At 41.6% G+C, this 25,536-nt stretch carries 27 protein-coding genes and 1 tRNA gene; 9 read left to right on the top strand and 19 right to left on the bottom strand.

Annotation, left to right across the window (positions count from 1 at the left end; translation table 11 throughout):
• The first annotated feature begins 22 nt into the window (after positions 1–22).
• From IPK86_01755 to dapE, 3 genes are read left to right on the top strand one after another with little or no spacing between them, the layout of a single operon-like run.
• On the top strand, positions 23–259 hold the full coding sequence (locus IPK86_01755) for a hypothetical protein (GenBank protein QQS16930.1): 237 nt from the start codon (positions 23–25) through the stop codon (positions 257–259).
• Between the two features lie 17 nt (positions 260–276).
• Entirely contained in the window at positions 277–630 is a 354-nt protein-coding gene (locus IPK86_01750; GenBank protein ID QQS16929.1) for a Spx/MgsR family RNA polymerase-binding regulatory protein, read from the top strand.
• Positions 627–1,793: a succinyl-diaminopimelate desuccinylase gene (gene dapE, locus IPK86_01745; protein ID QQS16928.1), complete on the top strand. Its 1,167-nt coding sequence runs from the start codon at positions 627–629 to the stop codon at positions 1,791–1,793. Before IPK86_01750 ends, dapE begins: the two co-directional genes overlap by 4 nt.
• Here the strand turns inward: dapE and IPK86_01740 are convergent, their stop codons facing one another.
• The 8 genes from IPK86_01740 to IPK86_01705 all read right to left on the bottom strand — a co-directional run bounded on the left by IPK86_01740 (position 1,794) and on the right by IPK86_01705 (position 8,807).
• Complete coding sequence (locus IPK86_01740; protein QQS16927.1) at positions 1,794–3,101, bottom strand: threonine/serine exporter family protein; 1,308 nt, start codon at positions 3,099–3,101, stop codon at positions 1,794–1,796.
• 223 nt (positions 3,102–3,324) lie between these two features.
• A complete protein-coding gene (locus IPK86_01735) occupies positions 3,325–3,504 on the bottom strand; it encodes a hypothetical protein (protein ID QQS17081.1) in 180 nt (59 codons plus the stop codon).
• A gap of 68 nt (positions 3,505–3,572) precedes the next feature.
• Positions 3,573–4,148, bottom strand: coding sequence for a thiol:disulfide interchange protein DsbA/DsbL (locus IPK86_01730; GenBank protein ID QQS16926.1), 576 nt, complete (start codon positions 4,146–4,148; stop codon positions 3,573–3,575).
• A 58-nt stretch (positions 4,149–4,206) separates the two neighbouring features.
• Positions 4,207–4,872, bottom strand: a complete 666-nt coding sequence (locus IPK86_01725; GenBank protein QQS16925.1) for an SPOR domain-containing protein — start codon at positions 4,870–4,872, stop codon at positions 4,207–4,209.
• Between the two features lie 114 nt (positions 4,873–4,986).
• Positions 4,987–5,370, bottom strand: a complete 384-nt coding sequence (locus IPK86_01720) for an accessory factor UbiK family protein (protein ID QQS16924.1) — start codon at positions 5,368–5,370, stop codon at positions 4,987–4,989.
• A 46-nt stretch (positions 5,371–5,416) separates the two neighbouring features.
• On the bottom strand, positions 5,417–6,214 hold the full coding sequence (gene fabI / locus IPK86_01715; GenBank protein ID QQS16923.1) for an enoyl-ACP reductase FabI: 798 nt from the start codon (positions 6,212–6,214) through the stop codon (positions 5,417–5,419).
• A gap of 99 nt (positions 6,215–6,313) precedes the next feature.
• Positions 6,314–7,678, bottom strand: coding sequence for a deoxyguanosinetriphosphate triphosphohydrolase (locus IPK86_01710; protein QQS17035.1), 1,365 nt, complete (start codon positions 7,676–7,678; stop codon positions 6,314–6,316).
• Between the two features lie 52 nt (positions 7,679–7,730).
• A complete protein-coding gene (locus IPK86_01705) occupies positions 7,731–8,807 on the bottom strand; it encodes an AI-2E family transporter (GenBank protein QQS16922.1) in 1,077 nt (358 codons plus the stop codon).
• A gap of 139 nt (positions 8,808–8,946) precedes the next feature.
• On the opposite strand from IPK86_01705, the gene dinG reads away from it, so the two are divergent.
• The gene (dinG, locus tag IPK86_01700) at positions 8,947–11,049 is read left to right on the top strand and encodes an ATP-dependent DNA helicase DinG (GenBank protein ID QQS16921.1); all 2,103 of its coding nucleotides are present in this window, start codon (positions 8,947–8,949) and stop codon (positions 11,047–11,049) included.
• A 13-nt stretch (positions 11,050–11,062) separates the two neighbouring features.
• Here the strand turns inward: dinG and IPK86_01695 are convergent.
• Both IPK86_01695 and IPK86_01690 read right to left on the bottom strand, forming a co-directional pair.
• A tRNA-Lys gene (locus tag IPK86_01695) sits at positions 11,063–11,138 on the bottom strand.
• Positions 11,139–11,225: 87 nt separating this feature from the next.
• Positions 11,226–11,573 carry a divalent-cation tolerance protein CutA gene (locus IPK86_01690; protein QQS16920.1) on the bottom strand — a complete coding sequence of 116 codons (348 nt, stop codon included), beginning with the start codon at positions 11,571–11,573 and terminating at the stop codon, positions 11,226–11,228.
• A 31-nt stretch (positions 11,574–11,604) separates the two neighbouring features.
• On the opposite strand from IPK86_01690, the gene IPK86_01685 reads away from it, so the two are divergent.
• A complete protein-coding gene (locus tag IPK86_01685; protein QQS16919.1) occupies positions 11,605–12,033 on the top strand; it encodes an FxsA family protein in 429 nt (142 codons plus the stop codon).
• Positions 12,034–12,100: 67 nt separating this feature from the next.
• Here IPK86_01685 and rodA read toward each other — a convergent pair whose 3' ends face one another.
• The 5 genes from rodA to IPK86_01660 all read right to left on the bottom strand — a co-directional run bounded on the left by rodA (position 12,101) and on the right by IPK86_01660 (position 17,743).
• Positions 12,101–13,210 (bottom strand): rod shape-determining protein RodA, encoded by a 1,110-nt coding sequence (rodA, locus tag IPK86_01680; protein ID QQS16918.1) that lies wholly within the window; start codon positions 13,208–13,210, stop codon positions 12,101–12,103.
• Positions 13,207–15,192, bottom strand: a complete 1,986-nt coding sequence (gene mrdA, locus IPK86_01675) for a penicillin-binding protein 2 (protein ID QQS16917.1) — start codon at positions 15,190–15,192, stop codon at positions 13,207–13,209. The genes rodA and mrdA overlap by 4 nt, the downstream gene beginning before the upstream one ends.
• 63 nt (positions 15,193–15,255) lie before the next feature.
• Entirely contained in the window at positions 15,256–15,768 is a 513-nt protein-coding gene (mreD, locus tag IPK86_01670) for a rod shape-determining protein MreD (protein ID QQS16916.1), read from the bottom strand.
• Positions 15,765–16,592 (bottom strand): rod shape-determining protein MreC, encoded by an 828-nt coding sequence (gene mreC, locus IPK86_01665; GenBank protein ID QQS16915.1) that lies wholly within the window; start codon positions 16,590–16,592, stop codon positions 15,765–15,767. Before mreC ends, mreD begins: the two co-directional genes overlap by 4 nt.
• A gap of 98 nt (positions 16,593–16,690) precedes the next feature.
• Entirely contained in the window at positions 16,691–17,743 is a 1,053-nt protein-coding gene (locus tag IPK86_01660; protein QQS17034.1) for a rod shape-determining protein, read from the bottom strand.
• Positions 17,744–17,870: 127 nt separating this feature from the next.
• On the opposite strand from IPK86_01660, the gene gatC reads away from it, so the two are divergent.
• The 3 genes from gatC to gatB are packed head-to-tail and all read left to right on the top strand — an operon-like array spanning position 17,871 to position 21,104.
• Complete coding sequence (gene gatC, locus IPK86_01655) at positions 17,871–18,158, top strand: Asp-tRNA(Asn)/Glu-tRNA(Gln) amidotransferase subunit GatC (GenBank protein ID QQS17033.1); 288 nt, start codon at positions 17,871–17,873, stop codon at positions 18,156–18,158.
• A gap of 23 nt (positions 18,159–18,181) precedes the next feature.
• Positions 18,182–19,633 (top strand): Asp-tRNA(Asn)/Glu-tRNA(Gln) amidotransferase subunit GatA, encoded by a 1,452-nt coding sequence (gatA, locus tag IPK86_01650; protein QQS16914.1) that lies wholly within the window; start codon positions 18,182–18,184, stop codon positions 19,631–19,633.
• A gap of 31 nt (positions 19,634–19,664) precedes the next feature.
• Positions 19,665–21,104 carry an Asp-tRNA(Asn)/Glu-tRNA(Gln) amidotransferase subunit GatB gene (gatB, locus tag IPK86_01645; GenBank protein ID QQS16913.1) on the top strand — a complete coding sequence of 480 codons (1,440 nt, stop codon included), beginning with the start codon at positions 19,665–19,667 and terminating at the stop codon, positions 21,102–21,104.
• Between the two features lie 74 nt (positions 21,105–21,178).
• Here gatB and IPK86_01640 read toward each other — a convergent pair whose 3' ends face one another.
• Both IPK86_01640 and murJ read right to left on the bottom strand, forming a co-directional pair.
• Positions 21,179–21,877 carry a Bax inhibitor-1/YccA family protein gene (locus IPK86_01640; protein ID QQS16912.1) on the bottom strand — a complete coding sequence of 233 codons (699 nt, stop codon included), beginning with the start codon at positions 21,875–21,877 and terminating at the stop codon, positions 21,179–21,181.
• A 98-nt stretch (positions 21,878–21,975) separates the two neighbouring features.
• Positions 21,976–23,508, bottom strand: a complete 1,533-nt coding sequence (gene murJ / locus IPK86_01635) for a murein biosynthesis integral membrane protein MurJ (GenBank protein QQS16911.1) — start codon at positions 23,506–23,508, stop codon at positions 21,976–21,978.
• A 130-nt stretch (positions 23,509–23,638) separates the two neighbouring features.
• On the opposite strand from murJ, the gene rpsT reads away from it, so the two are divergent.
• Positions 23,639–23,905: a 30S ribosomal protein S20 gene (gene rpsT / locus IPK86_01630; GenBank protein ID QQS16910.1), complete on the top strand. Its 267-nt coding sequence runs from the start codon at positions 23,639–23,641 to the stop codon at positions 23,903–23,905.
• A gap of 24 nt (positions 23,906–23,929) precedes the next feature.
• Here rpsT and IPK86_01625 read toward each other — a convergent pair whose 3' ends face one another.
• Positions 23,930–24,373 (bottom strand): regulatory protein RecX, encoded by a 444-nt coding sequence (locus IPK86_01625; protein QQS16909.1) that lies wholly within the window; start codon positions 24,371–24,373, stop codon positions 23,930–23,932.
• A gap of 38 nt (positions 24,374–24,411) precedes the next feature.
• A complete protein-coding gene (gene recA / locus IPK86_01620) occupies positions 24,412–25,431 on the bottom strand; it encodes a recombinase RecA (GenBank protein ID QQS16908.1) in 1,020 nt (339 codons plus the stop codon).
• Positions 25,432–25,536 lie beyond the last annotated feature (105 nt).

Raw genomic sequence — 25,536 nt, 5'->3', positions numbered from 1 at the left:
CAATTTGTATAGGAAAAAAGCAATGAATCAAACGATTAAGTGGCTAATTGTGGTAACGGGATTGTTGACATTAACGAGTTGCTGTAGTGCGCAACAACCTCCCGCTCCGATCGTAAAAGGAATGACCATTGAGGATACATCACAAAAAGCTGTTTTTGATGCATCGGTAGAAGTGATGCCTGCTGATACAGAAACCTTAACACCTACACCAGCTGAAGCTTCAACTATTGTGGAATCACCTACCGAAATACCGTTTTAGTCATCAAGGAAACTTACATGGACAATACTATCCTCTATGGCATCGCCCAATGTAGTACTGTTCAAAAAGCAAGAGACTGGTTAGATAGTAACCATGTCGGCTATACATTTGTTGATTTTAAAAAAACAGCGCTAAGCACAGAGCAAGTTACCCATTGGTTAAACCTTTTGGGTACACAAAAACTTATCAATAAGCAGAGTCTAACGTGGCGTAAACTCAGCGAAGCTGATAAAAAATGCTTAGACCAGTCCGAACAAATCATCACGTTACTGATTCGCAAACCAACGCTCATTAAACGTCCTTTGTTGATGTATCACGGCAAAGTATTATGCGGTTTTAGTGTTGCTGAATATCAAGATTGCCTACGATGAATAAAGTGCTGGATCTGGCCTGCCAATTGATCAGTCGCCCCTCAGTTACCCCCAACGATGCAGGGTGTCAAGATTTAATTGCAGCGCATTTGACAAACCTTGGTTTCTCAGTAGAATTTTTGCGTTTTGGACAAGTCACCAATCTATGGGCTAAATTGGGGGACGCTTCGCCCACTTTCTGTTTTGCGGGACATACCGATGTCGTGCCACCCGGTGATATATCAAAATGGCACACTTCTCCCTTTAGACCAACCGTTCGAGGAAACCGTCTTGTCGGGCGTGGTGTGGCAGATATGAAGGCGGCTATCGCAGCATTCTTAGTTGCAACAGAAACTTTCTTGCATCGGCATACTGACTTTGAAGGGGCTATTGCTTTTTTGCTCACCTCAGATGAAGAAGGCGAGGCGAAAGATGGCACATTGCGTGTCGTTGAAACCCTACAAGCACGCCATCAAGCAATTGATTTTTGTCTCATCGGTGAACCAACCTCAAAACAATACCTAGGAGATACCATCAAAGTAGGTAGTCGAGGCTCTCTTACTGGTCACTTAGTGATCAAAGGTAAGCAGGGTCACATTGCCTATCCACACCTTGCGATAAATCCAATACATGGCCTCGGTCGAGCAATCAGAGTGCTTAGCGAAACAACATGGGATACAGGAAACCAATATTTTGAGCCAACTTCATGGCAAGCTTGTTATCTGCACGCTGATTCAGGTGCGGTCAATGTGATTCCGCAAAGTAGTGAACTGACGTTTAATTTTCGTTTTTCAGTAGAAAGTACGGTCGATTCACTCAAAAAACGCTTGACTGCCTTGCTCGATCAACAACATTTACAATATGAGATCCACTGGACGTTATCCAGTAACCCTTTTATAGATGAAGTAGGATACCTTGCCAAAACCTTGCAAGCAACTGTTGGATCTGTCACAGGACAACCAAGTCAATTTTCAACAAAGGGTGGTGCTTCAGATGGCCATTTTTTGTGTCAAATCGCAAAAGAATTACTTGAATTTGGTTTATTAGATAGTACGATTCACCAAACAAATGAATGCTCACCCATTGAAGATATCAATCAGTTAACAGCAATTTATACTCTGCTTTTGCAAAACATATTGTGTGGTCAAAAAAAAATGAACGTTGCTCAAACAAATATCGTCTGACTACATCCTAAACTGCCGCTTGATTTGATGTAAGGGTCTATCCAAGCCTTCGGCAAAGATTCTTGCAAAACATGCACCGATCAGTAAACCCGCCACCATGGCACCCAGCACCAAGGTAGATTTGAATAGCTCAGAAAGCATCAAAACAACCAGTACAGGCTCTGCTTGTTGGCCATATGTTGCAATACTTGTTGCATGATTAATAGCCGAGAACATCAACATACCCGGCATCATCGGCATAGCGCTTGCAAAAGCCACAGCCGAAAAGGCAATTCTAAGATACTCAGCCATAAAATTCGCAAAGAAACCCACTGCTAAGCACGCAAAAAAAGTCGACGATTCAAGCGAATAACCCGAATCAAGCAAAAAATAGCGGATTGCATGTCCCATCATACCGTATAAGCTTGAAATAACTAGCACGCGCCAAGGGGCATTATAAAAAGCAGCAAACCCGCAAGAAGTCACACCTGCCATCACAGCGTCTAGCCATAATGGTAATTCCCCAACAACCGTATCATGTAGGATCGGTGTAGTGCTTTCTAAAAACATTAGATGACTACCGAGTAACACACCACATGAACTTGCAATCACAATCGAAGCTGCTAAGCAAAGGCGGGCAATTCCTGTTTGAATATTGTTTTCGACAATATCATATAGACCATTAATGAGGTGTGGGCCAGGTATCATTAATAATACAGGCACAATCAAGCAGACATTTGGTGTTGTTGTCCAACCCATCCGGATCCAAAAACTACAAAAAATGGCACCGAAAAAAGAGCCCGCAAAAGGCAGCATTAATTTGATAATCTGCTTATGGGTTAAATATTTTTGCACCATAATGCTGCCTGCTGCAGCAAATCCAACAGCAACCATAGTTGATATATCGCCTTTGGCAAGAAAAGCAATGGCACTGGCTGCTGCTGCCGAAAATAGTGCTGCTAAAGACCACTGACGATTTTCTGCCGTGCGCTCAATCGTCTCAAAGGCTAACAACCCTTCACGAGGCGATAGAGTATGTGCACAGACCTTATCAATGATGTGCATCACTTTTGCTAAAAAAGCAATATTGATACAAAATTCTGGCGTATATGCATAGAGTATCGTGCCTTGCTTGGTAAACAAAGTCACCCTGCAATATCCAATATCCATACTCAAGTTATCTAAACCAATTGCTTGAGCGATGCGATTAAGATGGCGCTGTAAAAGGTATGTTCTGGTGTTATAGGTAACCATCAGTCGCGCAGCACCATGCAAAAAATCAAGCGCAACTTGCTGATTATCCAGTAAATTTTTAGATTGTTCGACCATCTTCTAGGAAATATTACTCCACTAAATCAACGCCCCTAGATTCAACTGAACAAAAAACGGATTTTTTATAATTTCTAACAAAACGATTGATAGCTTTGCTAGATAGCGTATGCGCTAAAGGAGTAACGGGTATTTCTTATTTAACAATTCCTTTTGCGCTGATCGATAAAGCTTAATCCATTCTTGCATATTATTAATACGTTGCGCCTTTAGCACTAAATTATTAGATGAGGCGGTTAAAGAGTGTTTCAGCTGAAGCGTCATAATCAATACTGCTATGATATTGACCCGGATCAAATCCACTTGGCGAGCCTTCTGAGCAAAAAATAAGCATTTTATTGGCGTAATTAACCAAATTAAAACTGACTAATAGAAGTACTGCTATTGATTGATAGCGCGTCATCACTGGTCTCTCATTACCTAATTTTGCTAAAGCGCCTCTCACAACTCAACCACTAATTTGACACAACGCTATCTTCGTTTTGCTTCTTTCCATGCCTTGGCAATTAATTCCCTCGTCACCTGCACCATCCGATCTGGCATAGAGGGCAATACTTTATACCGACCATCCACAATTACCATGGGCGTTGCATCAACGTTATATTCTTCAGTCTTTGCAGCATAATAATTTGATAGTTTGCTGACAGCGGCACTATTAAAATGCTCAACAAATTTTTTAAAGTTAATATCTGGCTGCTTCTTTACCCAATTTAATGCTGTATTCGAATCATTAAGCATCAAACCTTGCTCCAAAAAAGCAATAAAAATGCGGTGGTGCAATGTTTGCACTTTACCCATTTTTTCAATCGTCGCAAGTAAGCGTAACAAACCTTTAAAAGGTTGGCCCCACATGACTTGTATACGTTGCAACTTAGCATAATTTGGCCACCGTCTAGCCTCTGCCTCCATTTTGCGTGATACATCAAAACAACGACCACAGTGATAAGAGAAAAACTCTAACACCTCTATTTGATTGGCTTGAACACGTTTATGTTGCTTGGCTAGCACAACATAATCTTTGCCCAGGACAATCTTCGCCTGTGCCATCGCACTTATAAAACATAATAGGATGATCAGCACATATTTTTTCATGTGTTTTTAGCTTTCATTGTGTCGCCATGACAGCTTGTATACCATTTTGTGCCAATAAAGCTCTGAGTGGTTCAATGCTTGCTTTATTGATGGGGCCAACACGTACACGATGTATTAACCCTTTATCAGCCGCACTGATTGATTGGATTTTGGCATGGATACCCATCAATGCTAACTTTGCTTTAAGATTGTTTGCATCACTTGCATTTTGGAATGAACCTACTTGCAAATAATGTTGATGTGCAGCGGCAGATGCCACCATCTTTTTGGATGTTGGCTGAGCAGATTTTACCGAAGCAATATCTGATTTACCGGGTAGAATTTTATAAAAATCGAATTCCTTTGCAGCCACTTCCTCTGAAGCGCTTTTCTCCACACGTAAGGCCGCCTTACCTACTCGAGAATCTGTCAGCTCTTTTATTTTAGCGTCCAAAGCAGCCATTTGATCGTCTGGATTAGTTTTGATAGGCCTATCATCGGACGCTATCATGTCACCTTGGTGATCTATCAATTGATTCATATTAGTAAACGGCGTAGCGGCATAGTTCAAATAAATCGCAATACCTACCACAGCTGCTACACCAATTACCATACCGATGAGTAGCCCAATCAAAAGCGATCCCTTGCGATGCCTTGCTCGACCGTAGGAGGTTGTTTGAAAATAGCGTTTTTGTTTCATCACAATTATGACCCAACAAGTCGCAACAACTAACCAACTTCATCTAAGATACAACAAAATATTCGTCTCTTACTTCAACAAAGCATTGCTGATAAAAATATCCAAACAAGATCCTTATGGTTTAGGTATAGAACGTGACTTAAGTATCCTCGTCGATTTTGTGGTTCTACCACTTTTCGTCAATTTACCAACGGGTACTTGATGCAAAACCTTTCGTTTGCGTTTAGTTTGAGTTGATGAACTCACATGCAATATTTTGTTTTGACTAAGCTTGGCTTCCAGCCGATCCAATCTTACTGTTATCTCATTTAATGACTCGCGAGTTTGTACACATATTTCTTGTTGTAAATTAAATTCTTCTCTCGTGACAACATCTAAACGTGCTAAAGCAGAAGTTAAAACCGCCTTAATATTTTTTTCGATATCTTTGGCTGGACTGGTAGCCACCATATCACTTATTTTTTTGCCTATCTCTTCCAAAACTCTTCTACCAAGCATCGCTATGCCCTTTATCTAAATTGATATTATCCATCATATTCAATTTTTATGATTCATCTTCCTCAGGTGCATTTAAAGCATTGATATTGTACCCTGCATCTACATAGGTAATCTCACCAGTTATACCTGATGATAAATCAGATAATAAGAACGCTGCAACATTGCCCACTTCTTCCACGGTAACATTCCGACGCAATGGGGCATTGGCCGCTGAAATACTCAATAGTTTGGAAAAATCTGCGATGCCCGATGCAGCTAATGTTTTAATCGGTCCAGCTGAAATACCGTTGCAACGCGTGCCGTCTCGACCAACAGAACTGGCGATAAAACGTATAGCAGACTCTAAACTTGCCTTAGCAAGACCCATCACGTTGTAATGCGGAATAGACCGTACCGCACCAAGATAAGTTAATGTCAGTAACGCACCATAGCGATCTTTCATCATCGGTCGTGCTGCTTTAGCTAACGCTGGAAAACTATAGGACGAAATATCATGTGCAATACGAAAAGCTTCTCGGCTCAGAGCATCCAAAAAATCGCCTGTTAAGGCTTCACGTGGTGAAAAGGCAATAGAGTGTACCAACCCATCCAAACCATCCCAATGATCACTAAGCCTTACAAATAACTGCTCAATATCCTGGTCAACTTGTACATCACACTTTAAAACTAATGAAGAATCAAACGCTTCAGCCAAATGTTGTACACGCTCTTTTATTCTATCCGCTTCATAAGTAAAGGCCAGTTTAGCACCTTCCCGATAACAACTTTTAGCAATACCATAAGCAATGGAGCGATCTGATAACATGCCCGTAATCAGTATATGTTTTCCTGCCAAAAAACCCATATTTATCCCCTGCTGTTAACCAAATACTAGCCATTATAAATGAAATTACCCCACTGGCTACAGGGTAATCATGGAATAACTTAGCACTGTTATGGTCAATCACGATGTAATCGCAAACCCAGATAATACTTTGGCCAAATCGGCCGCAGCATTGTCACTCATTAAGCCAAGATAATCTAAAATTTTCATATAGCCCACATACAGCGAGTCATTCTTATCCACCGTGATATGTTCTTGCAGCAGTTTAAGAATAAGATCTTGCCGTAAGGCATGATGTGTACTATTGCCCGTAATATAATTATGTACAACGGGGATCAACATATCCAGCAATGACCCCAAACAAGCAAATACAGCAATCTCTGTTGGTAATTTATTGTGATGGTGATAGATATGTTGATTAGCAAGCAATTTAGCATTGGTTAACACAGTTTTAACTGGTTCATCACAAATACTAATCAGGTCTTTTGCGTTTAAACAACCCTCTAACAGCGATGAATGGTAATGCATGAAGCAACGAGCTATTTCAGTAATACTATGCCCCATAGCAAGACTTCGCATCATCGCACAGCGTTGACGCATGTTGCTTGCCCGCGATAAACGTGAATCTTCCCCATCAATAAGTGGCCTTAATATCTTTTCAAAAACTTCAGGCGCCAACATCCCAATAGCAACAGCATCCTCAAGATCCAAAATGGCGTAACACATATCATCTGCTGCTTCAACAAGATATGACAGAGGGTGGCGACACCAATGATTATTAGCTACTTGCAAAAGCCCTAAATTTTTAGCTACGCATCGAAAATAAGCTAGCTCTGTTCCGTAAATATTAAATTTCTCCCCCATATGCTGTGGTATAGCATCAGCTGTCCAAGGATATTTCACTACCGTACCTAATGTTGCTGCTGTCAGACGCATCCCACCTCTAGCAACATACATTTCCAAAGCTGTTAAGATCCGCAAACTGTGTGCATTGCCCTCATAAGTTGATACATCTTGCTTTTCAGCATCGCCCAATCCAGTTAACCAGCGCTGATTATTGGGCATGCGAAACCAATCGCGTAAGGCTTCTTCACCAGTATGTCCAAAAGGCGGGTTACCAATATCATGTGCCAAGCAAGCAACCTGTACAAGGTCGCCTATGTCAAAAGGGGTAAATTGTTTGGGCAATAACCCTTGTACTCGTAACATAGCACCCACTTGATTGCCAAGACTACGCCCGACACTAGCTACTTCCACACTATGCGTTAATCGATTATGGATATGGTCATGTTGTGCAAGCGGATGCACTTGTGTCTTTTTCCCTAAACAACGAAAGGCGCTGGAAAAAGCAATACGATCATGGTCAACATGAAAATCACTACGCAGGTCAGCCGTGATGGTTGTGTTTTTATTAACAACCACTGGCGTAACAAGCCCAGTATCTATTTTAAATCGTGCTGTAGAAAGCAGTTTTTGCCAATGCATAACAGTCGTTAACATGGATAGCTATCGCTTAACGATTAATTAATCTTAAAGGCTATTTATAGTCTTCCGTGGTAGGTATTTTGAGCCAATGCACAATCAATGTATAAGCAATCGCTAGCATGGTTGGTCCGACAAATAGACCAATAATTCCCATGCTTAACAATCCGCCAAATACCCCCAAAAAGATCAACGACAATGGCATCCCTGCTTCGTGACTGATAAGATAGGGTTTAATAAAGTTGTCAATCGTTGAAACCAGTAACAAGCCCCAAAGCCCCAAGAAAATAGCTAAGCCCATCGCATGTTGCGCAAACAACCAAATCGTTGCAGGCAACCAAACAAGTATTGTTGGCAATTGTGCAATAGCCAATATGAGACAAGCAAACCCTAATGCTAAAGCACCCGGTACACCAGCAATTATCAATCCAATGGTTGCTAAAATAGATTGCAGCAACGCTGTACCAATCACGCCCGTTGCAATACCTCTTATGGTACGCACCACAACATTGGATAAATCTGCATGGGTTCTGCCGCTTAATCGGATAATGATGTGCTTAGCGTAATACTGTATTTTATCACCGGATACCAATAAAACCCCAGCAATCACAATGGCTAAGGAAATTTCCAATACCCCCCTTACAAGACTTGCTCCTCGACGTAAAGACCAACTTAAAATATCTTGGATAAAAGGTTGTGTGCGACTAAAAACGCCCGATAAATTGTTTTGCACAGAAATCCAAAAATCTGCTAATTGCTGACCCAATACAGGTATTTGAGCTAGCCAAGGTGGCAAGGAGGATAATTTGTAATGCGCAAATTGTGCAGCAGTATCGCTGATAGTCGGCAATATCTCAATAATTGCCATGACCATAAAAGCCAAAGGCATAATGAGTGCCAAAATTAACATGCACACTACAAGTACTGCTGATAGTTTAGATCGTCCACCCAGTTTGCGACACAACAACTGGTAAACAGGCCAAACTGCTATCAGAATAATTACTGACCAAATCAGCGCTACCAAGAAAGGTAGCAATATTTTGATACAAGCAACGGTAAGCAAAAATAATAGGGCGATATATACAGCATTTTCTAGAAAAAAGCGCCGCGAAAAAATTTTTTGCGCCGACATATACTACCTCCAATTGAGCAATCATTACACCATGCGATTGATAAAAATCTACAGATAGCTCATCTATACTAAACCTACCGCTAAGTAAGATTATAAGAGATCACGGTATTATATTAGTATAGGGGATATAATAACGCGCATGCTAGCCGATTTCGAAAAAGAATATATTCAAAACCATTACCAGCAATTAGCCAAACATCAACCTGATTTTGTTGTGCGTGCTGCCCAAAAATGCATGATTGATAGTATTGCTGAAGTCTTTGCTCGTCATAACGCTCCACAGAATACAACCCAAGACTTGCGTGGCGATCACATTTTAGTTGTTGAAGGACCAGCTGGCGTTGGAAAAAGTCTTGCTTACCTTATCGCTGGCGGTGTACTCGCGAGAATGCGTCGTAAAAAACTGGTGATCAGCACAGCAACTATTGCCCTGCAAGAACAGTTGATCCGAAAAGATTTACCGATGGCATTTCAATATAGTGACCAACCTATCACTTATGCTTTAGCAAAAGGACGGAGGCGCTATGTATGCCCGTACCGATTATACCAACACACTATTCAACCTACCCTGCCAGATCTAACCATCACCACAGCATTATGGGATCACAAATTAAAACCAGCGGATGTTACCTTGTTACATGCACTATCGGATGCTTTTCAACACAGAAAATGGTGTGGTGACCTTGACGTATGGCCACAATCGATTGATGTAGCACTACTTCCTCGCATCACAAACGATCGGCATGGCTGTCGTAAAGATACTTGTCCCAATAGAGCAGAATGTCCATTTTTTTTAGCACGTGAACAATTGAAAAAAGTTGATGTTTTAGTAGTAAACCATGATTTACTGTTGGCTGATGGCGCTATGGGTGGAGGCATCATTCTGCCACCACTTGAAAACAGTTTTTACTGCATTGATGAAGCGCATCACCTTTACAAAAAAGCTATCAACCAATTTTCATCAGATATCGCTTTAAAACAAGGTATTCGTACGCTAGAAAAAATTAGTGCACTTTTACCAGCTATTGCTATACATCTTAAAAAGAGGTTCCATATTGATGAAATCCAAACGATAGCTCACTATACTGAACAGAGCCTCGTAGAACTGCTGTTTACACTAGAAAATAATACAACGTTGGCTTCCTATGAAGACCCAGAAAAAACAATGTTGCTCTTCGAAGAAGGCGTTGTACCCGATGCACTGCACCATTGCACACAAAATCTTGCCTTGTTATCCAAACAATTATTCAAAGCACTGCATACTTTATCTGACACAATCAACCAGCAGCAAACGAAAACGCATGGCACTCAGCTTGATCGTATCAGTGACAATTTTGGCATATTATTAAGTTATGTAGATCGCATGCAGCAGCTATGGGAATTGTTTGATACTCCAGTTGACAATAGACAAAAACCCATTGCTAAGTGGATTTCACGTCAAAATGATTATTGGTTTTGTGCAGCGCCAACCGACGTTGCGCATCATCTTAAACAGATCTTATGGCGTCGCCCATCCGGTATATTACTGACCTCGGCTACCCTTCGTGCACTAGGAACATTTGATATTTTTCTCCAACAAACTGGGCTTTTTGCCTTGTCTGGTATAACTTGTCTCGCTTTAGATAGTCCCTTTAATTTCGCAAATCAAGGTGAACTGTATTTGCCCAATATTCTCGCTAACCCTAAAAATATTGCTGAACATACAGCCGAAGTAATCCTTTGGCTGCCAAAATTGATTGATTTACAGCAAGCAGTCGGTACGTTGGTATTATTTGCATCACAAAAGCAAATGCACACTGTTGCAAAACAACTGGATGCATGCTTAAGGGCGCATCTTCTTGTGCAAGGAAACATGACAAAAGCATGTTTATTAGAAAAGCATGCTGCACAACTAGCAGCCAATAAACCCAGTATCATTTTTGGACTGGATTCTTTTGCCGAGGGATTAGACCTACCTGGTAAATCCTGTGTACAAGTTATTATTGCTAAATTGCCTTTTACGATGCCCAATAATCCGATTGATCGTACCTTATCTCGATGGGTCATCCAGCAGGGTAAGGATCCATTTTTAGAAATAGCAATGCCCGAGGCATCGCTTAAGCTATTGCAAGCCGTTGGAAGATTGTTACGCACTGAATCAGACTACGGGCGTGTGACCATACTAGACCACCGTACTACAAGGCAACCCTATGGTAGAAAACTGTTAGAAGCGCTGCCACCTTTTAAGCGTGTTAAAATATAGCACCCTTTAAAAATGGTAGGTCGTGCAAGATTCGAACTTGCGACCAACGGATTAAAAGTCCGCTGCTCTACCAGCTGAGCTAACGACCCCAAATACTCCCAATACTTTTTTTGCAAGCCAGAGTATATATTTTACCATTAAGCAATCCTAAAGGCTACCCACCTTAGTTGAGTAAATTAGCATGATTTAGCAACACTACCAACAACTGGCATCACACAAGATTGCCGAACCCAGTTAAGGTAACCGGAAGACGCTTGAGTAATGGGTATGGCAACAATTTCAGGCATACTATACGGATGGAGCCCAATAATACAAGCTTCGAGTGCTTGGTAACATGCATTGGTTGTTTTGATGAGTAAGGGGATTTCTTGAGAAGACTGTATAGTCCCTTCCCAATGGTATAATGACTGACAAGGCGACAAAATATTGACGCAAGCTGCAAGTTTTCCTTTGATTAAAGCTTGAGCAATACGTAGGGCAATTTCCTTATCCGGTACATTACATAGCACCATTAAAATTTTCATAGGATCGCTTATCAAAAAATTACTGTGGATAATGATCATTTATCCCTTTGCAGAAATGATCACTTTTAGCTGGAGCATCCGTCATTTTGGCCTCAAAATTGTATTGTTATGGGTGACCGTCAGCGCTCTATTGGGCATCTTTTTGCTTAAACAACACCGACTCGGTATCGCATGGACTCTCGTAACATTTTTGCAATCAAAACCAGTATCGTTATACCAGCTATTATGGCCCATTCGATATAAAATGGCTGGGTTACTCTTTATTATACCGGGCTTCTTATCTGACATTGCTGCACTAGTCCTACTCTTACCTTTTAAAGGAGCAACCCTTCAGCAATCCAGTGCTTACCATACTTCCTCAACCTCTAAATCTAAAACCTCACCTGACAATGGTTCCACCATTGAAGGCGAGTTTTGTGAAGTCAAACCACCAGCCCATAACAACCACCCTATACATTAATAGGTTTCTACGTCTCCTAAAATAGGACAACATTCAGCAATTTATCATTAGAATATACTAACTTAAATCATCTTTTTTGATGAGCAATGCTCATAAGCATCCCTTGACTCATCAACACCATTAAAGTTGCGGTACCACCGTAAGACATCAGTGGTAAGGGCACACCAACTACTGGAAAAATTCCAGCTACCATACCCATATTAACAAACACATAAAGAAAGAAACACAGGGTAATGGTAGCTGCCAATAATTGACTATATAGTGTCGGTGCTTGAGCCGCAATTCTTAAGCCACGCAGGATGATAGCCAAATAAAGCGCCAATAAAATAGCATTACCAATCAATCCAAACTCTTCCGAATACACAGCAAAAATAAAGTCGGTTGCCTGTTCTGGAATATAGTCTAACTGAGCTTGAGTTCCTTGCCCCCAGCCTTTTCCAAAGATGCCACCTGAACCAATCGCAATAGCTGATTGATGGTGGTGATAGCCCGCCCCCAATAAATTTTGAGCTGGATCCAATAACGATAATATGCGCTGTTTTTGGTAATCAAGGAAAAAGTACTGCCATAGCAGCGGAAAAATACAGATAAAAGCCCCGAAAGCACTTGCGATGACTTTCCAAGATAATCCTGCAAAAAATAGCACGAAGAAACCAGACAAGATAATAAGACAAGCAGTACCCAAATCAGGTTGTTTGAGCACTAAAAAACTCGGTATCATGATGAATAGTGTAGCTATGACATAATGATACCAGCGTCGTCCGTTTTCTATGCGGTAAAGATACCAAGCAAGCATCATCGGTAATGCTGGTTTCATGACTTCCGAAGGCTGCAACGTAAAAATATAAAGATCTAGCCATCGTCGCGCACCATTGACTGTTACCCCAGCAACATGTACAGCAACGAGCATAACCAACCCTATAAAATAAAAATATGGCGCACATTGCATGATAGATTGCGGAGAAATGCGTGCAATACAACACATGAGACCAAATGCGAGGATGGTATAGATTAATTTATCACCCAAACGGTCAAAACTGTATTGATCGGCTGAATACAGTACCAATAAGCTAAACAAATAAATCAAGCTGATAAACAAAACAAGCCGCCGATCTAATGGCGCTAATAAGACACGCCAAAACCGTTTAATAGGATGCTCAGTACGATATATGTTCATGGTGCTCGCCTACGTAAACGGTGAGAAATAGGCGCTACTTGCTTAGCAGGGATAGCATTATTAGATCTTGGCAATGCTTGCAACGTGATGAGTCGATCTTTTAAAGCGGGGGGTACTATATGCAACAAATAAAAATCACAAAGCGCCCGCGCAATGGGAGCTGCAGCAACTCCACCCCATCCTGCATTCTCCACAATCACAGCAACTGCAATGGTTGGATGGTTCGCTGGCGCAAAAGCAATAAACCAAGCATGGTCACGATGTTGCTCCATTAAGGCATACCGATTGTAGTTTTTTCCTTGGGCAATTTTAACAACCTGCGCTGTGCCTGTTTTACCTGCCATGCGGTATTGCAATCCTTGACCAGCATATTGTGCTGTACCTCCCTGACCCAATACATTTTCCATACCTTGCTTGACATATTGAAAATCGGCTAATTTAAAAGGTACAACACTCTGCGGCTGGATAGGTTTTTGGTAATTTTGACCATTCTCATTTTTTACAAACTGCTTGACAAAAAAAGGTTGAAATACTTTGCCGTTATTCGCCAAAATCGTCGTGGCGTGCGCCATCTGCAAGGGGGTATAGGCATTATATCCTTGTCCAATACCAATGTTGACCGTATCGCCAGGCAACCATTTTTGGAATATAGGTGCTTGGCGCGCAAAACGTTTCTGTTTCCACTGACGAGATGGCAATACACCTTTTGCCTCCTCAGGTAAATCAACGCCAGTCTTTTGACCCAATCCGAACTGCGCTAAAAGCGGATGCAAGGCATCAATACCCATCTCCCATGCCAAACGATAAAAAAAGGTGTCACTGGATACAGTAATAGCACGCTGTAAATTAATCATGCCGTGCCCTGTTCGCTTACTATCTCTAAATTGATGGCGCGATTTGGGTAAACGAAATACATCTGGCGCAGCACGTTTATCACCATATTGCAACTGCTTGCTATGTAAGGCTGCCATAGCAATAAAAGGTTTTAGGATGGATCCTGGCGCATACAGCCCGTTTGCTGCGCGGTTTAGTAAAGGACGCCTCCAATCGCTATTCAGCGCATCCCATGTCTCATAATCAATACCATTAACAAATAAATTTGCATCAAAGCTCGGTTTGGATACAAAAGCTAGTATCTCACCTGTTTGCGGATTAAGAGCTACCAATGCACCACGACGCTGACCCAATAATTTGTCAGCGATTTCTTGCAAACGAATATCTAAAGTTAATTGAAGTGTTTCGCCATGTAAGGGGGAACGGCGCTCCAATACTTTTAAGCTTTGGCCCGTTGCATTGGTTTCAATCGCCTCAAAACCCAATTGACCACGCAAGCGATTTTCGTAAAAAGCCTCTAAACCAGTGCGACCAATATAGGTAGCGCCCCGATATTCATGAGACCGCCCGATTCGCCCAAGATAAGCATCATCTTGGGCAGAAATACGCCCAACATAACCTAAAAAATTGCTGGTTAACATTCCGTATACATAATCTCGAGCTAAGAGAGCTCTTACCTGCACACCTGGAAAGCGCCAACTGTTAGCTGCCACGCGTGCTGCCTCTACTTCTGTTAATTTAGCTTTCAATAAAACTGGCTGAAAAACTTGGGATTCTCTTCGTAAACGCTCAAAACGTTTTAGATCTTTTGGTGTAAGTGTCACAATTTCGCGCAGCGCCACAATGGTCTGTACAACATCACGCGTTTGGTTGGGAATAATGTCCAGCATATACGAAGGCAGATTTTGTGCCAGCACAATACCATTACGATCCACAATACGACCACGGTTAGGCTCTAGTGGTATAAAAGTAATCTGATTATGTTTAGCTTCCGCTGCGTAATGGTAGTACTGAATGACTTGTAGATATACAAAGCGACACAATAATAATGCAAACATCAAAAAAATAAATCGACCGGACCAAAGCAATCGATTGTGAAAACGTTGTTTTTCTTCTTCCTGAACAAAACGTATAGTCTTGCGTAGCACTCTTCAACCTCTCTCATGTTTGAGCATACCCTTTATCAAACAGCACGCCTAATGACGCATAGCCTATCTGCTTTGAGTAAAACGCTTGTTGCAAGCTAGCAATAAAATTTTATTAAATAAAGGCCATATACAAGCACTTAATAAAGGTGGAATGAAATAAGTAATCTGGATAAATAGATCATCAACCATCCAGCACACTAAGCCATTAAGTAAGCCAATACTCATTAATAACGCACCTACCAAAACTGATTGAAACACAAAACCATGCATCAAGATGTAAGCAGGTCGTATTAATAAGACAAAATAAGTAAGCGCTACATAAGACAAGGCGTGTTGCCCAAACGAGGAATGGGTCACGATATCTGTCAATATGCCGATCAAAAAAGCCACGCCGAAACTCACGCGATGAGGCTGATAAATTAGCCAATAAAGTAGCGTTATGCCTACTAGATCGGGAAAATAATTTAACCAAAAAGCGGGAAAAGGTAGTAAAGGCAACGCGCAGGCTAAACATAGACTACCTCCAATCAGGCGTCTACTAGCCAAACGAACAAACGGCTGTGTTGTTATACTCATTGAGAAGGCCTTTTTAACACCTCTTCATGATCACGATATGGCAACAAAAACCCTCTAGCATGAGGGGAAAGTACCATAGCATAACGAGAACGAAATAGGCCAGCTAGCGGCACAATATCAAGGTTAGCAAAATGTGCATAGGAATCTTTTTCAACATGGTTCACTCTTGCCACTGGCAAACCAGCAGGATAAACCCCATCAATACCAGAAGTAACCAAGCGATCCTGTGCCCGAATATCCGATTGTAGTGGCCAATATGGCAAACTTAAGCGGCCATTTTGGCCATATAAAATAGCTCGCTCTCCGGTCCGCTCAACCATAATAGGAATCATTTGCCCTTTACTCACAATGAGCGTCACCGTAGCGAAATGATCATAAACATGCGAAATTTGCCCCAGCAACCCCCGTTCATCAACAACAGGTTGACCATGTTGCAAATGAAAATCAGTACCCTTATCCAATATCAGTTGATATGCAGACGAACCACGCCACCTATACAATTGTCCAACGCAATAGTGATCAAAAGTAAGATGGTGTCGCAACACAAAAAAACGCTTGAGCGTAGCTAATTCTTGTTCAGCCACTTTGAGTTGATCAATTTGAGTTGTAAGTTGTAGAATTTGGCGTTGTAATTGTTGGTTAGCGTAACCTAATGATGCTTGATTTTGTAATAAAATACTACCTTGCCTCATCCAATGAAATGGCTGGTAAAGAACGAACTGCATAGAATAGATCGTTCCATCAAGATATCGCTTAGCTGATTTGACGAAAGAGAAATTTTGATCCAGCGCAATAAACCCTAATGCCAGCAATGTATAAACCACAAACCTTGAGTGAAAAGATAGGAACCTCAAAAAATACCGTATTGTGGAAAATACCATGCTTCACTTACCTATCACCTTTTTTGATAAATAGCTTGTCATCAAGGCACTTCAGCAAAAATAACGTTTGGCGTATCCAATCTATCTAGCGACTTACCTGTACCTCTGACAACACAAGTTAATGGATCTGCTGCAACCACAACAGATAATCCCGTCTCTTCAGAAAGTAGCAGATCAAGACCCTTTAATAAAGCTCCTCCTCCTGTTAGGACCATCCCACGATCCGCAATATCTGCACTCAGTTCAGGCGGAATTTTTTCAAGGGCATTTTTAACAGCCAGCACCACTTGGTTAAGCGGTTCATTCAATGCCTCTAATATCTCGTTACTTGAAATAGAAAGCGAACGCGGTACACCTTCTGAAAGATGCCTTCCTCTGACTTCTAGCGTTTCGTTTTTGGCCATTTGAAAAGCGGTACCAATCGTTTTTTTTATCTTTTCTGCTGTGGTTTCACCAATAAGCGTGCCATGATTACGACGAATATAATTAATGATTGCCTCATCAAATTTATCGCCTCCTACACGCACCGAGTTAGAGTAAACTACCCCACCCAAAGAAATGACACCAACCTCAGTTGTGCCGCCCCCAATATCAATAACCATACAACCAGTTGGCTCTTCAACAGGCAAATCAGCACCCAGTGCTGCTGCCATAGGCTCTTCAATCAGCTCAACCCTTCTTGCACCCGAATTGATGGCAGCTTCATAAATGGCTTTTCTTTCCACTTGCGTCGAACCGCAAGGCACACATACAACGATGCGTGGACTAGCCGAAAACCAACCTGCGTTAACTGCTTTTTTCGTATTCGCAATAAATTGTTTGAGCATTTGTTCCGTCACTTTAAAGTCAGCAATGACTCCGTCCTTCATAGGTCGAATAGCTTGGATCGTACCCGGTGTACGACCCAACATGTTTTTAGCCTCTAAACCAACAGCCAAAACGGATTGCCTTTGTGAGGTAAGTTCGCTTTGAATCGCCACAACGGATGGCTCATCCAGCACAATACCCTTGCCTCTTACGAACACCAAAGTATTGGCCGTTCCTAAATCAATCGCAATATCGTTAGAAAAATATCCCAATAAAGACCCAAACATCTTCATCTTTCCAAAAGTATGCTCAAAAAAACCGCTATCAATCATCACAACGTTGATGTGATGCATTTACCATGTAGATATGATACTCTATGCGGTGTTTTTTGTTAATGTTTCACTGGAAAATTTCATGTTGCTCACCGAGCAAGAAATTAAGCATATTGCTAAACTAGCTCGTATTGCGATGGATGACACAACATCGGGCGAACTTCACGATCATCTTAACCGTATCTTTTCGCTGATTGAGACCATGCAATCTGTGAATACAGATCATATAGAGCCTATGGCTTATGCGCACCATGTTGCTTTGCGATTACGAAAAGATGTCGCCATGCCTCCTTGTCCACGCAATCAGTTTTTATCTTTGGCTCCCCAAGCAAAAGATGGTTTATTTTTAGTCCCAAAAGTCATCGAATAATTCAGTCAACAGACCATCATGTAATGATTAACGCAACGCTTCGTACACTCTCCGAAAATTTAGCACACAAAACAATTTCAAGCGTTGAATTAACTGAAATGTTTTTGAAGCGTATTGATGACTTGAATCCAATATTAAACGCTTTTATTGCACTGGATAAAGAAAAAACCCAGCAAGCAGCAAAATCAGCAGATTTACGCTTATCAAAAGGTCAACAGCATGCATTAACGGGCATTCCAATTGCGATCAAGGATTTATTTTGTCACCAAGGCTGGAAAACAACTTGCTGCTCAAAAATCTTAAAAAATTTTGTTTCGCCTTATAGTGCTCATGTTGTCGAACAATGCCAAAACGTTGGTATGGTTATCTTGGGGCATACCAATATGGATGAATTTGCGATGGGTTCGTCAAATGAGTATTCCTGTTATGGCCCTGTTAAAAATCCCTGGCACGTTGATTGTACTCCTGGCGGCTCTTCTGGAGGATCAGCAGCTTCTGTTGCGGCACGACTGGCGCCTGTTGCACTCGGTACCGATACAGGTGGTTCCATTAGGCAGCCCGCATCATTCTGTGGTATCACTAGTATCAAACCAACCTATGGCATGGTGAGCCGTTTTGGGATGGTTGCTTTTGCCAGTTCACTTGACCAATGCGGACCCATGGCAAAAACAGCGGAAGACTGTGCTTTACTACTTAATATATTGGCTGGCTTTGATGAGCGTGATGCTACGAGCATTTTACGAGCTAAGGAAGATTATACGCGCAACTTAAACGCCTCAATTGAGGGATTGCGTATTGGCTTGCCAAAAGAATATTTTTCGAATGCATTGGATACACAAGTTGCATCGCTGATTAAAAAAACAGTCGCTATACTCAATCAATTAGGGGCTAAAACCGTTGATGTGAGTCTGCCTAATATTGACTTATCAATACCCGCTTACTATGTGATTGCACCAGCTGAAGCTTCTGCTAATTTAGCACGTTATGATGGCATTCGATTCGGTCATCGTGCTCATGACTACGAGGATCTTACTGAACTTTATGAAAAAAGTCGTGCGGAAGGTTTTGGCAAAGAAGTCAAGCAGCGTATTCTCATCGGTACTTATGTATTAAGCCATGGCTACTATGACGCTTATTATTTAAAAGCACAAAAAATCCGCCGTCTGATCGCTGAAGATTTTCAGCAAGCCTTTAAAGTATGCGATGTAATTGCAGCTCCTGTCACACCAACAACAGCCTTTCGGTTAGGCGAAAAACAAAATGATCCTATTCAGATGTATTTGTCAGATATGTACACGATCGCTGTTAACCTTGCCGGGTTACCTGGCATGAGTGTACCATCGGGATTTACTGATGAAGCTATGCCAGCTGGCATCCAATTGATCGGTTCTTATTTTAGCGAATCGCGCCTGCTGAATGTTGCGCATCGCCTTCAACAGGTCACAGATTGGCACCATCGTATGCCACATTTATGATTCATGATGACGTATTGGGAGAACAAGCTTTATGCATTGGGAAACAGTGATTGGCTTGGAGGTGCATGTTCAACTCAATACCCAATCTAAATTTTTTTCCTGCGCACCAACAAAACCTTGCAAAATACCTAATGCACAGGTCTCGATCATTGATCTGGCAATGCCAGGTGTACTGCCCGTTGTCAACCAAGTAGCTATTGAGAAAGCTATCCTTTTAGGGCTTGCTTTGAAGGCTACGATTAACAAAAAAAACTGCTTCGCCAGAAAAAACTACTTTTATCCTGACTTACCCAAAGGCTACCAAATTAGCCAAATGGATCACCCGATCGTACAGTGTGGACAGTTGGTAATCATGCTGGATAACGTAGAAAAAATTATCCGCATTACGCGTGCACATCTTGAAGAAGACGCCGGAAAACTGACTCATGACCATACGACACAATTAACGGGCGTTGATTTGAATCGTGCTGGTATACCGCTGATTGAGATTGTCTCAGAACCTGATATGTGTTCCGCTCAAGAAGCCGTTGCTTATGCGCGTCGCTTACACCAATTAGTCACATGGCTTGATATTTCGGTAGGCGATATGGAAGCAGGCAACTTTAGGATGGATGCTAACGTCTCAATACGTCAAGCAACAGATACTGCATTGGGTACTAGGCGCGAAATTAAGAATTTGAACTCCTTTCGATTTCTTGAACAAGCGATAGAATATGAAGTATCTTGGCAAATTGAGCAGCGCATGCAAGGCTATCCCATCCAACAAGCAACCGTGTTGTTTGATGCTGACACAGGACAGACACGCAGCATGCGTAGCAAAGAAAATGCCCATGACTACCGCTATTTTCCAGATCCAGATTTACCGCCTATGCAACTTGAAACAGCACAAATTGAAACAATACGATCTACGATGCCAGAATTACCTGATATGATGAAACAGCGTTTTATGGCAGTTTATCAATTATCAGATTATGATGCTTCCCTCCTAACCGCTCAAAGAAGTGTTGCGCAGTATTTTGAATTAGTTGCCAAGCAGTCTGGGCAAGGAAAATTAGCAGCTAATTGGATTAATGGTGAATTACTAGCTTATCTGAATAAAGAAGCATTATCCATTTCACAATCACCTGTATCTGCTCAGGCTTTAGCAACTCTTATTAAAAAAATTGCCCAAGGCAAGCTTTCGCATAAACTGGCCAAACAGGTATTTGAAAAAATGTGGGTAATCCGTCTTCCTGTTGATGACATTATTCGCAATGAAGGCCTAGAAAATATCACTGATGCCGATGCAATTAGCCAAATTACAGAAGCTGTCATTGCAGACAATGCTCACCTGGTTGTACAGTTTCTAGCTGGCAAAGAAAAAGTCTTCAACGCGCTGGTTGGTCAAGTCATGAAACATACGCAAGGTAAAGCTGACCCTGAGCAAGTACAGCACACGCTGCGAATAAAGCTAGCACATATTTCATCGTAGCTAAAACTTATCTTCCGCTTGATAAAAATTGGGCTTCCTATCAGGAAGCCCAACAAGCACAAGACTTGGCTTGTTTACTCTCGCATTCTAAGCAATAAGCTGATGACATACCAAAGCATCAGCGCAATGGAAGCAAATAAGTGTAAAGCAGCACCAGCAGGACGATCGGCTGGATAGTGGTGTATAATACGTGATGTATCAAACAAAACGCAGCCTGCCGCAAAACAAACCATAGCACCCGAGAATAAGACACCCAATTCAAAACCAAATAGGATGGCACAAACAATCACCCCTAATGCTATAAATCCAGCGATAGTTAAAATGGGCGCTAGGAAAGAAAAGTCTTTTTTAGTCGTGAATGCGGTAAAGGTAAGGCCAGCTACCAACATAGCCGTTACAATCCCTGCCGTTGGAATCACTGTCGGATCAATAACTGCAGCAATTGCTAGCAGAGGCGAAAAGATAATGGCTTGAGCTAATACATAAATACCTAGCCCCAATAATTGTTGGGCGTGGCGCTCACCTTGATCGGCTAGTCGGGTAGCCATGATGCCAACCACCATAAAAGCACCCAATACCAATAACCAACCCCATTGGCTTGCCCCTAGTAACTTTAACAGAGCATAGCCTGCCCCAGAGGCAAAAAGCAGTGCAGATAATCCCAAAAACCCCGCTAACGCAACGCACAAATAAAGGTAGCTTTGCCGAATAAAACCAGCACGGCTTGCTAATGCAACGGTTTGGTCACTTGAAAAATAAGTTCCATTTGACATAACTTTACTCCCCCCTACCTTAAATCAAGTTGATCAAGGACAATAGTAACATGATAGAAAGTGTACGGTATAGACTGGATGTATATTTTTTAGGATAACTACCCCTTATGGATCCAATGATACCACTTAATCCCCACTATAAATAAAGTTGAAAAATAAACCGCCATCCCTGCACCAATAAGCAGCGCTAGCCATAATACGCGCTCTATAAAATCGCCCTCCCAGTGACAAGGCAATATATATTGTAAAAATAGTAATGTCACTGCCATAGTCAGTGCAGATAGGGCTAACTTTGCCAAAAACTTCCCCCATCCTGGTTGGGGAATATAATGTTTATGCTTGAGCAACAACAATAAAAGTATCACTGCATTAAGACAAGCACCTAATGCAATGGACAACGCTAAACCAGCATGTTGTAAACGCCAAATCAATATCCCGTTCATCAGCTGTATCATGATTAAGCTAAAAATAGCAACTTTAACGGGTGTTTTAATGTCCTTATTTGCATAAAAACTTGGAGCAAGCACTTTAACTAACACAATGCCCACCAAACCGACTGCATAGGCTACCAACGCCTGTTGCGTCATGTATGCAGCAACAGGCGTAAATTGACCGTACATAAATAGCGTCTGAATTAATGGCAAAGCCAATATAGCAAGACCAACGCTTGCTGGTAACGCCAATAATAAGGATAACCGTAGCCCCCAATCCAGTAATTGACTAAATGCCAGCAGATCCTTTTTAACTGCATGCTTGGAAAGCAACGGCAAAAGTAGTATACCAAGTGAAGCACCCAATAAACCAACGGGTAGCTCCATTAGGCGATCTGCGAAGTAAATCCATGAAATACTACCTGATGGCAAAAATGAAGCAAAAATGGTATTAATCACTAAAGATAATTGAGCAACTGACACACCAAAAATAGCAGGCCCCATTTGCTTGACAACACGCCATATCGCACTATCTTTGAAGTCAAAGCAAGGTATAACTAACATCCCAATACGCTGAACATAAGGCAATAAAAACAAAAGCTGCAGTAAACCACCCACAAAAACAGCTAACGATAAAGCCAAAATAGGTGGATGGCAGTAAGGAGCTAAAAATAGAGCGCACAATATAAGTGATATATTTAGCAAAGTCGGCGCAAAAGCAGGTATAGAAAACTGATTCCAAGCATTTAAAACCCCGCTAGCTAAAGACGCTAGAGAAATAAATAAAATATAGGGAAAAGTAATCCGTAAAAGCTGGACAGCAAGATCAAACTTTTGCGGATTAGCACTAAAACCAGGTGCTGAAATCCACATAATCCAAGGCGCAACGAGTATACCAATGATTGTAACTGCAACTAACACCAAGCTTAATAAGCCACAAATTCTAGATACAAATAGTCGTGTAGTAGCAAGGTCTTGGATTTGCTTGTATTCCATAAGTACTGGCAAAAAAGATTGTGAAAAAGCCCCTTCCGCAAATAAACGCCGTAATAGATTAGGTAACTTAAAAGCTACCGTAAAAGCATCCATCGCCAAACCCGCCCCAAAAGTGCTAGCCAATACCATATCGCGAATAAACCCAAATATACGAGAAATAAGGGTCATGCTGCTCATCATGGTCAACGCTTTAAGCAAATTCATGGTATGTACTGATTTGAACTAGAATGTACAGAGTGTACCGCGTAAAAGATGTCAGTTGCAAAATCTTCCCAAAAACTTTATGATGAGCGGTTCCAAAGGATAAAGTATTAAATTTAGGGAGATTGTTTTTATGGCCAATAGCGCACAAGCTCGCAAGCGTGCCCGCCAAAACATCAAACAGCGCCTGCATAATATGAGCCTGCGCGCTGCGTTTCGTACAGCTGTTAAAAAGGTAACCAAAGCCATCGAAAAATCTGATAAAGTGGCCGCAGAAAGCCTGTATCGACAAGCTGTAAGCACTATGGATCGCATTGCTGATAAAGGTATTTTTCATAAAAATAAAGCCACACGCCATAAAATCCGCTTAGCAGCGCGAATCAAGGCCATGGCTTCCTAAATTGCCGTTATGCGCACCATTTGACTACTCGACTTCGAATTCTGACAGCGTTTTTTGGTTTACGATTTTTGATGCGATAGATAAACTGAATCCGTGTGTGATTAAAAAACGGATCTGTTTGGCTTTCTCTGTAGCTGTCCTGGGCAAATTACCAAACTTCTTTCGCCATAATGCCAAGGCGTAGCAACGTTCGTCCCCAAAATCTACCTGTTGCAACACCGTATCGGTGATTTGATGTTGTTTAAGCACTTGAACAAGATGCTGCTTGCCATATTTATGGCGATGGGTTCGCACATATTCATCGGCAAAGCGCTGATCAGACTGCCAACCCTTACTTACTAATTCATCAAGTAAAGCTAAAACCACGACTCGATCGGTTTTTTTATCGCTTAATCGTTGTATAAGTTCACTACGCGAATATTCGCGACGTGCCAATAATGCAAAGGCTCGTTGACGGAGCGTTTTCATCGTACTTTCAAATGGCCAACTTTATACTTACAGCCTTTTTATGCAGGCTGATCAACCGTGTGGATTGTGCTAACCCCTGCTTCCTTGAAAATCTTCGTTTCAATTGCTTGCCTAAGGTCAGGATTACTTTTTAACCATGCTCTTGCATTATCTCGTCCTTGACCAATCTTTTGACCTTCATAGCTATACCAAGCGCCTGATTTTTCCATACAACCATACTTCACTGCAAGATCAATAATTTCACCTTCTCTGGCAATACCTTCACCATAAATGATGTCAAACTCAACCTGACGAAAAGGTGGCGCTACTTTATTTTTGACCACCTTAACCCGTGTTTCACTACCAATTGCCTCATCATCTCGATGAATGGTACCGATGCGTCGGATATCTAGTCGCACTGATGCATAAAATTTCAATGCATTGCCACCTGTGGTTGTTTCAGGATTACCAAACATGACACCAATTTTCATCCGAATTTGGTTAATAAAAACTACCAAGGTATTGGTGTGCTTGATGTTAAAAGCTAGCTTACGGAGCGCTTGACTCATGAGTCGCGCTTGCAGACCCATATGGCTATCCCCCATTTCTCCTTCAATTTCTGCTTTGGGCACCAATGCTGCAACAGAATCAATGATAACTAGGTCTGTTGCCCCGGATCTAACTAACATGTCACAAATTTCAAGTGCTTGCTCACCTGTGTCTGGCTGCGAAATGAGCAAGTCTTCAACCCGCACACCCAATTTTTGAGCATACGCCAAATCTAATGCGTTCTCTGCATCAATATAAGCACAGGTACCTCCATTTTTTTGAGCTTGCGCAACGATCTGCAAGCATAACGTCGTTTTACCCGATGCTTCAGGACCGTAAATCTCCACCACTCTTCCTCTTGGCAAACCACCAATACCTAGTGCAATGTCTAACCCCAGTGAACCTGTAGAAATTACTTGGAGATCTTCATTAATTTGGCTGTCACTCATACGCATGATTGAGCCTTTACCAAATTGCTTCTCAATTTGCAAAAGCGCAGCATCCAACGCTTTACTTTTTTCTTCTGACATGATGGTTACTCCAGGAAGATAGGGAGCCGGCTCAAAAAACGATTTGGATTATCGCATAATCTCACCAATAATTTCGCATTTTTCGTCATCTTCAGGTATATTCTT

The sequence above is a fragment of the Neisseriales bacterium genome (assembly GCA_016699915.1).
In the GTDB taxonomy this organism is placed as follows: domain Bacteria; phylum Pseudomonadota; class Gammaproteobacteria; order Burkholderiales; family Q3-R57-64; genus Q3-R57-64.
The sequence above is the reverse complement of the archived record's forward strand: the minus strand, read 5'-3'. Positions and strand labels throughout refer to the sequence as shown.

Bases quoted from the DNA above. Each gene is read 5' to 3' on its own strand.
- IPK86_01740 (QQS16927.1), bottom strand. From the start codon at position 3,101: ATGGTCGAACAATCTAAAAATTTACTGGATAATCAGCAAGTTGCGCTT.
- rpsT (QQS16910.1), top strand. From the start codon at position 23,639: ATGGCCAATAGCGCACAAGCTCGCAAGCGTGCCCGCCAAAACATCAAA.
- gatB (QQS16913.1), top strand. From the start codon at position 19,665: ATGCATTGGGAAACAGTGATTGGCTTGGAGGTGCATGTTCAACTCAAT.
- IPK86_01640 (QQS16912.1), bottom strand. From the start codon at position 21,877: ATGTCAAATGGAACTTATTTTTCAAGTGACCAAACCGTTGCATTAGCA.
- IPK86_01730 (QQS16926.1), bottom strand. From the start codon at position 4,148: ATGGCACAGGCGAAGATTGTCCTGGGCAAAGATTATGTTGTGCTAGCC.
- IPK86_01720 (QQS16924.1), bottom strand. From the start codon at position 5,370: ATGCTTGGTAGAAGAGTTTTGGAAGAGATAGGCAAAAAAATAAGTGAT.
- IPK86_01685 (QQS16919.1), top strand. From the start codon at position 11,605: ATGATCATTTATCCCTTTGCAGAAATGATCACTTTTAGCTGGAGCATC.
- fabI (QQS16923.1), bottom strand. From the start codon at position 6,214: ATGGGTTTTTTGGCAGGAAAACATATACTGATTACGGGCATGTTATCA.
- IPK86_01735 (QQS17081.1), bottom strand. From the start codon at position 3,504: ATGACGCGCTATCAATCAATAGCAGTACTTCTATTAGTCAGTTTTAAT.
- IPK86_01625 (QQS16909.1), bottom strand. From the start codon at position 24,373: ATGAAAACGCTCCGTCAACGAGCCTTTGCATTATTGGCACGTCGCGAA.
- IPK86_01725 (QQS16925.1), bottom strand. From the start codon at position 4,872: ATGAAACAAAAACGCTATTTTCAAACAACCTCCTACGGTCGAGCAAGG.
- dinG (QQS16921.1), top strand. From the start codon at position 8,947: ATGCTAGCCGATTTCGAAAAAGAATATATTCAAAACCATTACCAGCAA.
- gatA (QQS16914.1), top strand. From the start codon at position 18,182: ATGATTAACGCAACGCTTCGTACACTCTCCGAAAATTTAGCACACAAA.
- dapE (QQS16928.1), top strand. From the start codon at position 627: ATGAATAAAGTGCTGGATCTGGCCTGCCAATTGATCAGTCGCCCCTCA.
- rodA (QQS16918.1), bottom strand. From the start codon at position 13,210: ATGAACATATATCGTACTGAGCATCCTATTAAACGGTTTTGGCGTGTC.
- mreD (QQS16916.1), bottom strand. From the start codon at position 15,768: ATGAGTATAACAACACAGCCGTTTGTTCGTTTGGCTAGTAGACGCCTG.
- IPK86_01750 (QQS16929.1), top strand. From the start codon at position 277: ATGGACAATACTATCCTCTATGGCATCGCCCAATGTAGTACTGTTCAA.
- IPK86_01755 (QQS16930.1), top strand. From the start codon at position 23: ATGAATCAAACGATTAAGTGGCTAATTGTGGTAACGGGATTGTTGACA.
- IPK86_01690 (QQS16920.1), bottom strand. From the start codon at position 11,573: ATGAAAATTTTAATGGTGCTATGTAATGTACCGGATAAGGAAATTGCC.
- murJ (QQS16911.1), bottom strand. From the start codon at position 23,508: ATGAATTTGCTTAAAGCGTTGACCATGATGAGCAGCATGACCCTTATT.
- IPK86_01710 (QQS17035.1), bottom strand. From the start codon at position 7,678: ATGCATTGGCAAAAACTGCTTTCTACAGCACGATTTAAAATAGATACT.
- recA (QQS16908.1), bottom strand. From the start codon at position 25,431: ATGTCAGAAGAAAAAAGTAAAGCGTTGGATGCTGCGCTTTTGCAAATT.
- IPK86_01705 (QQS16922.1), bottom strand. From the start codon at position 8,807: ATGTCGGCGCAAAAAATTTTTTCGCGGCGCTTTTTTCTAGAAAATGCT.
- gatC (QQS17033.1), top strand. From the start codon at position 17,871: ATGTTGCTCACCGAGCAAGAAATTAAGCATATTGCTAAACTAGCTCGT.
- IPK86_01660 (QQS17034.1), bottom strand. From the start codon at position 17,743: ATGTTTGGGTCTTTATTGGGATATTTTTCTAACGATATTGCGATTGAT.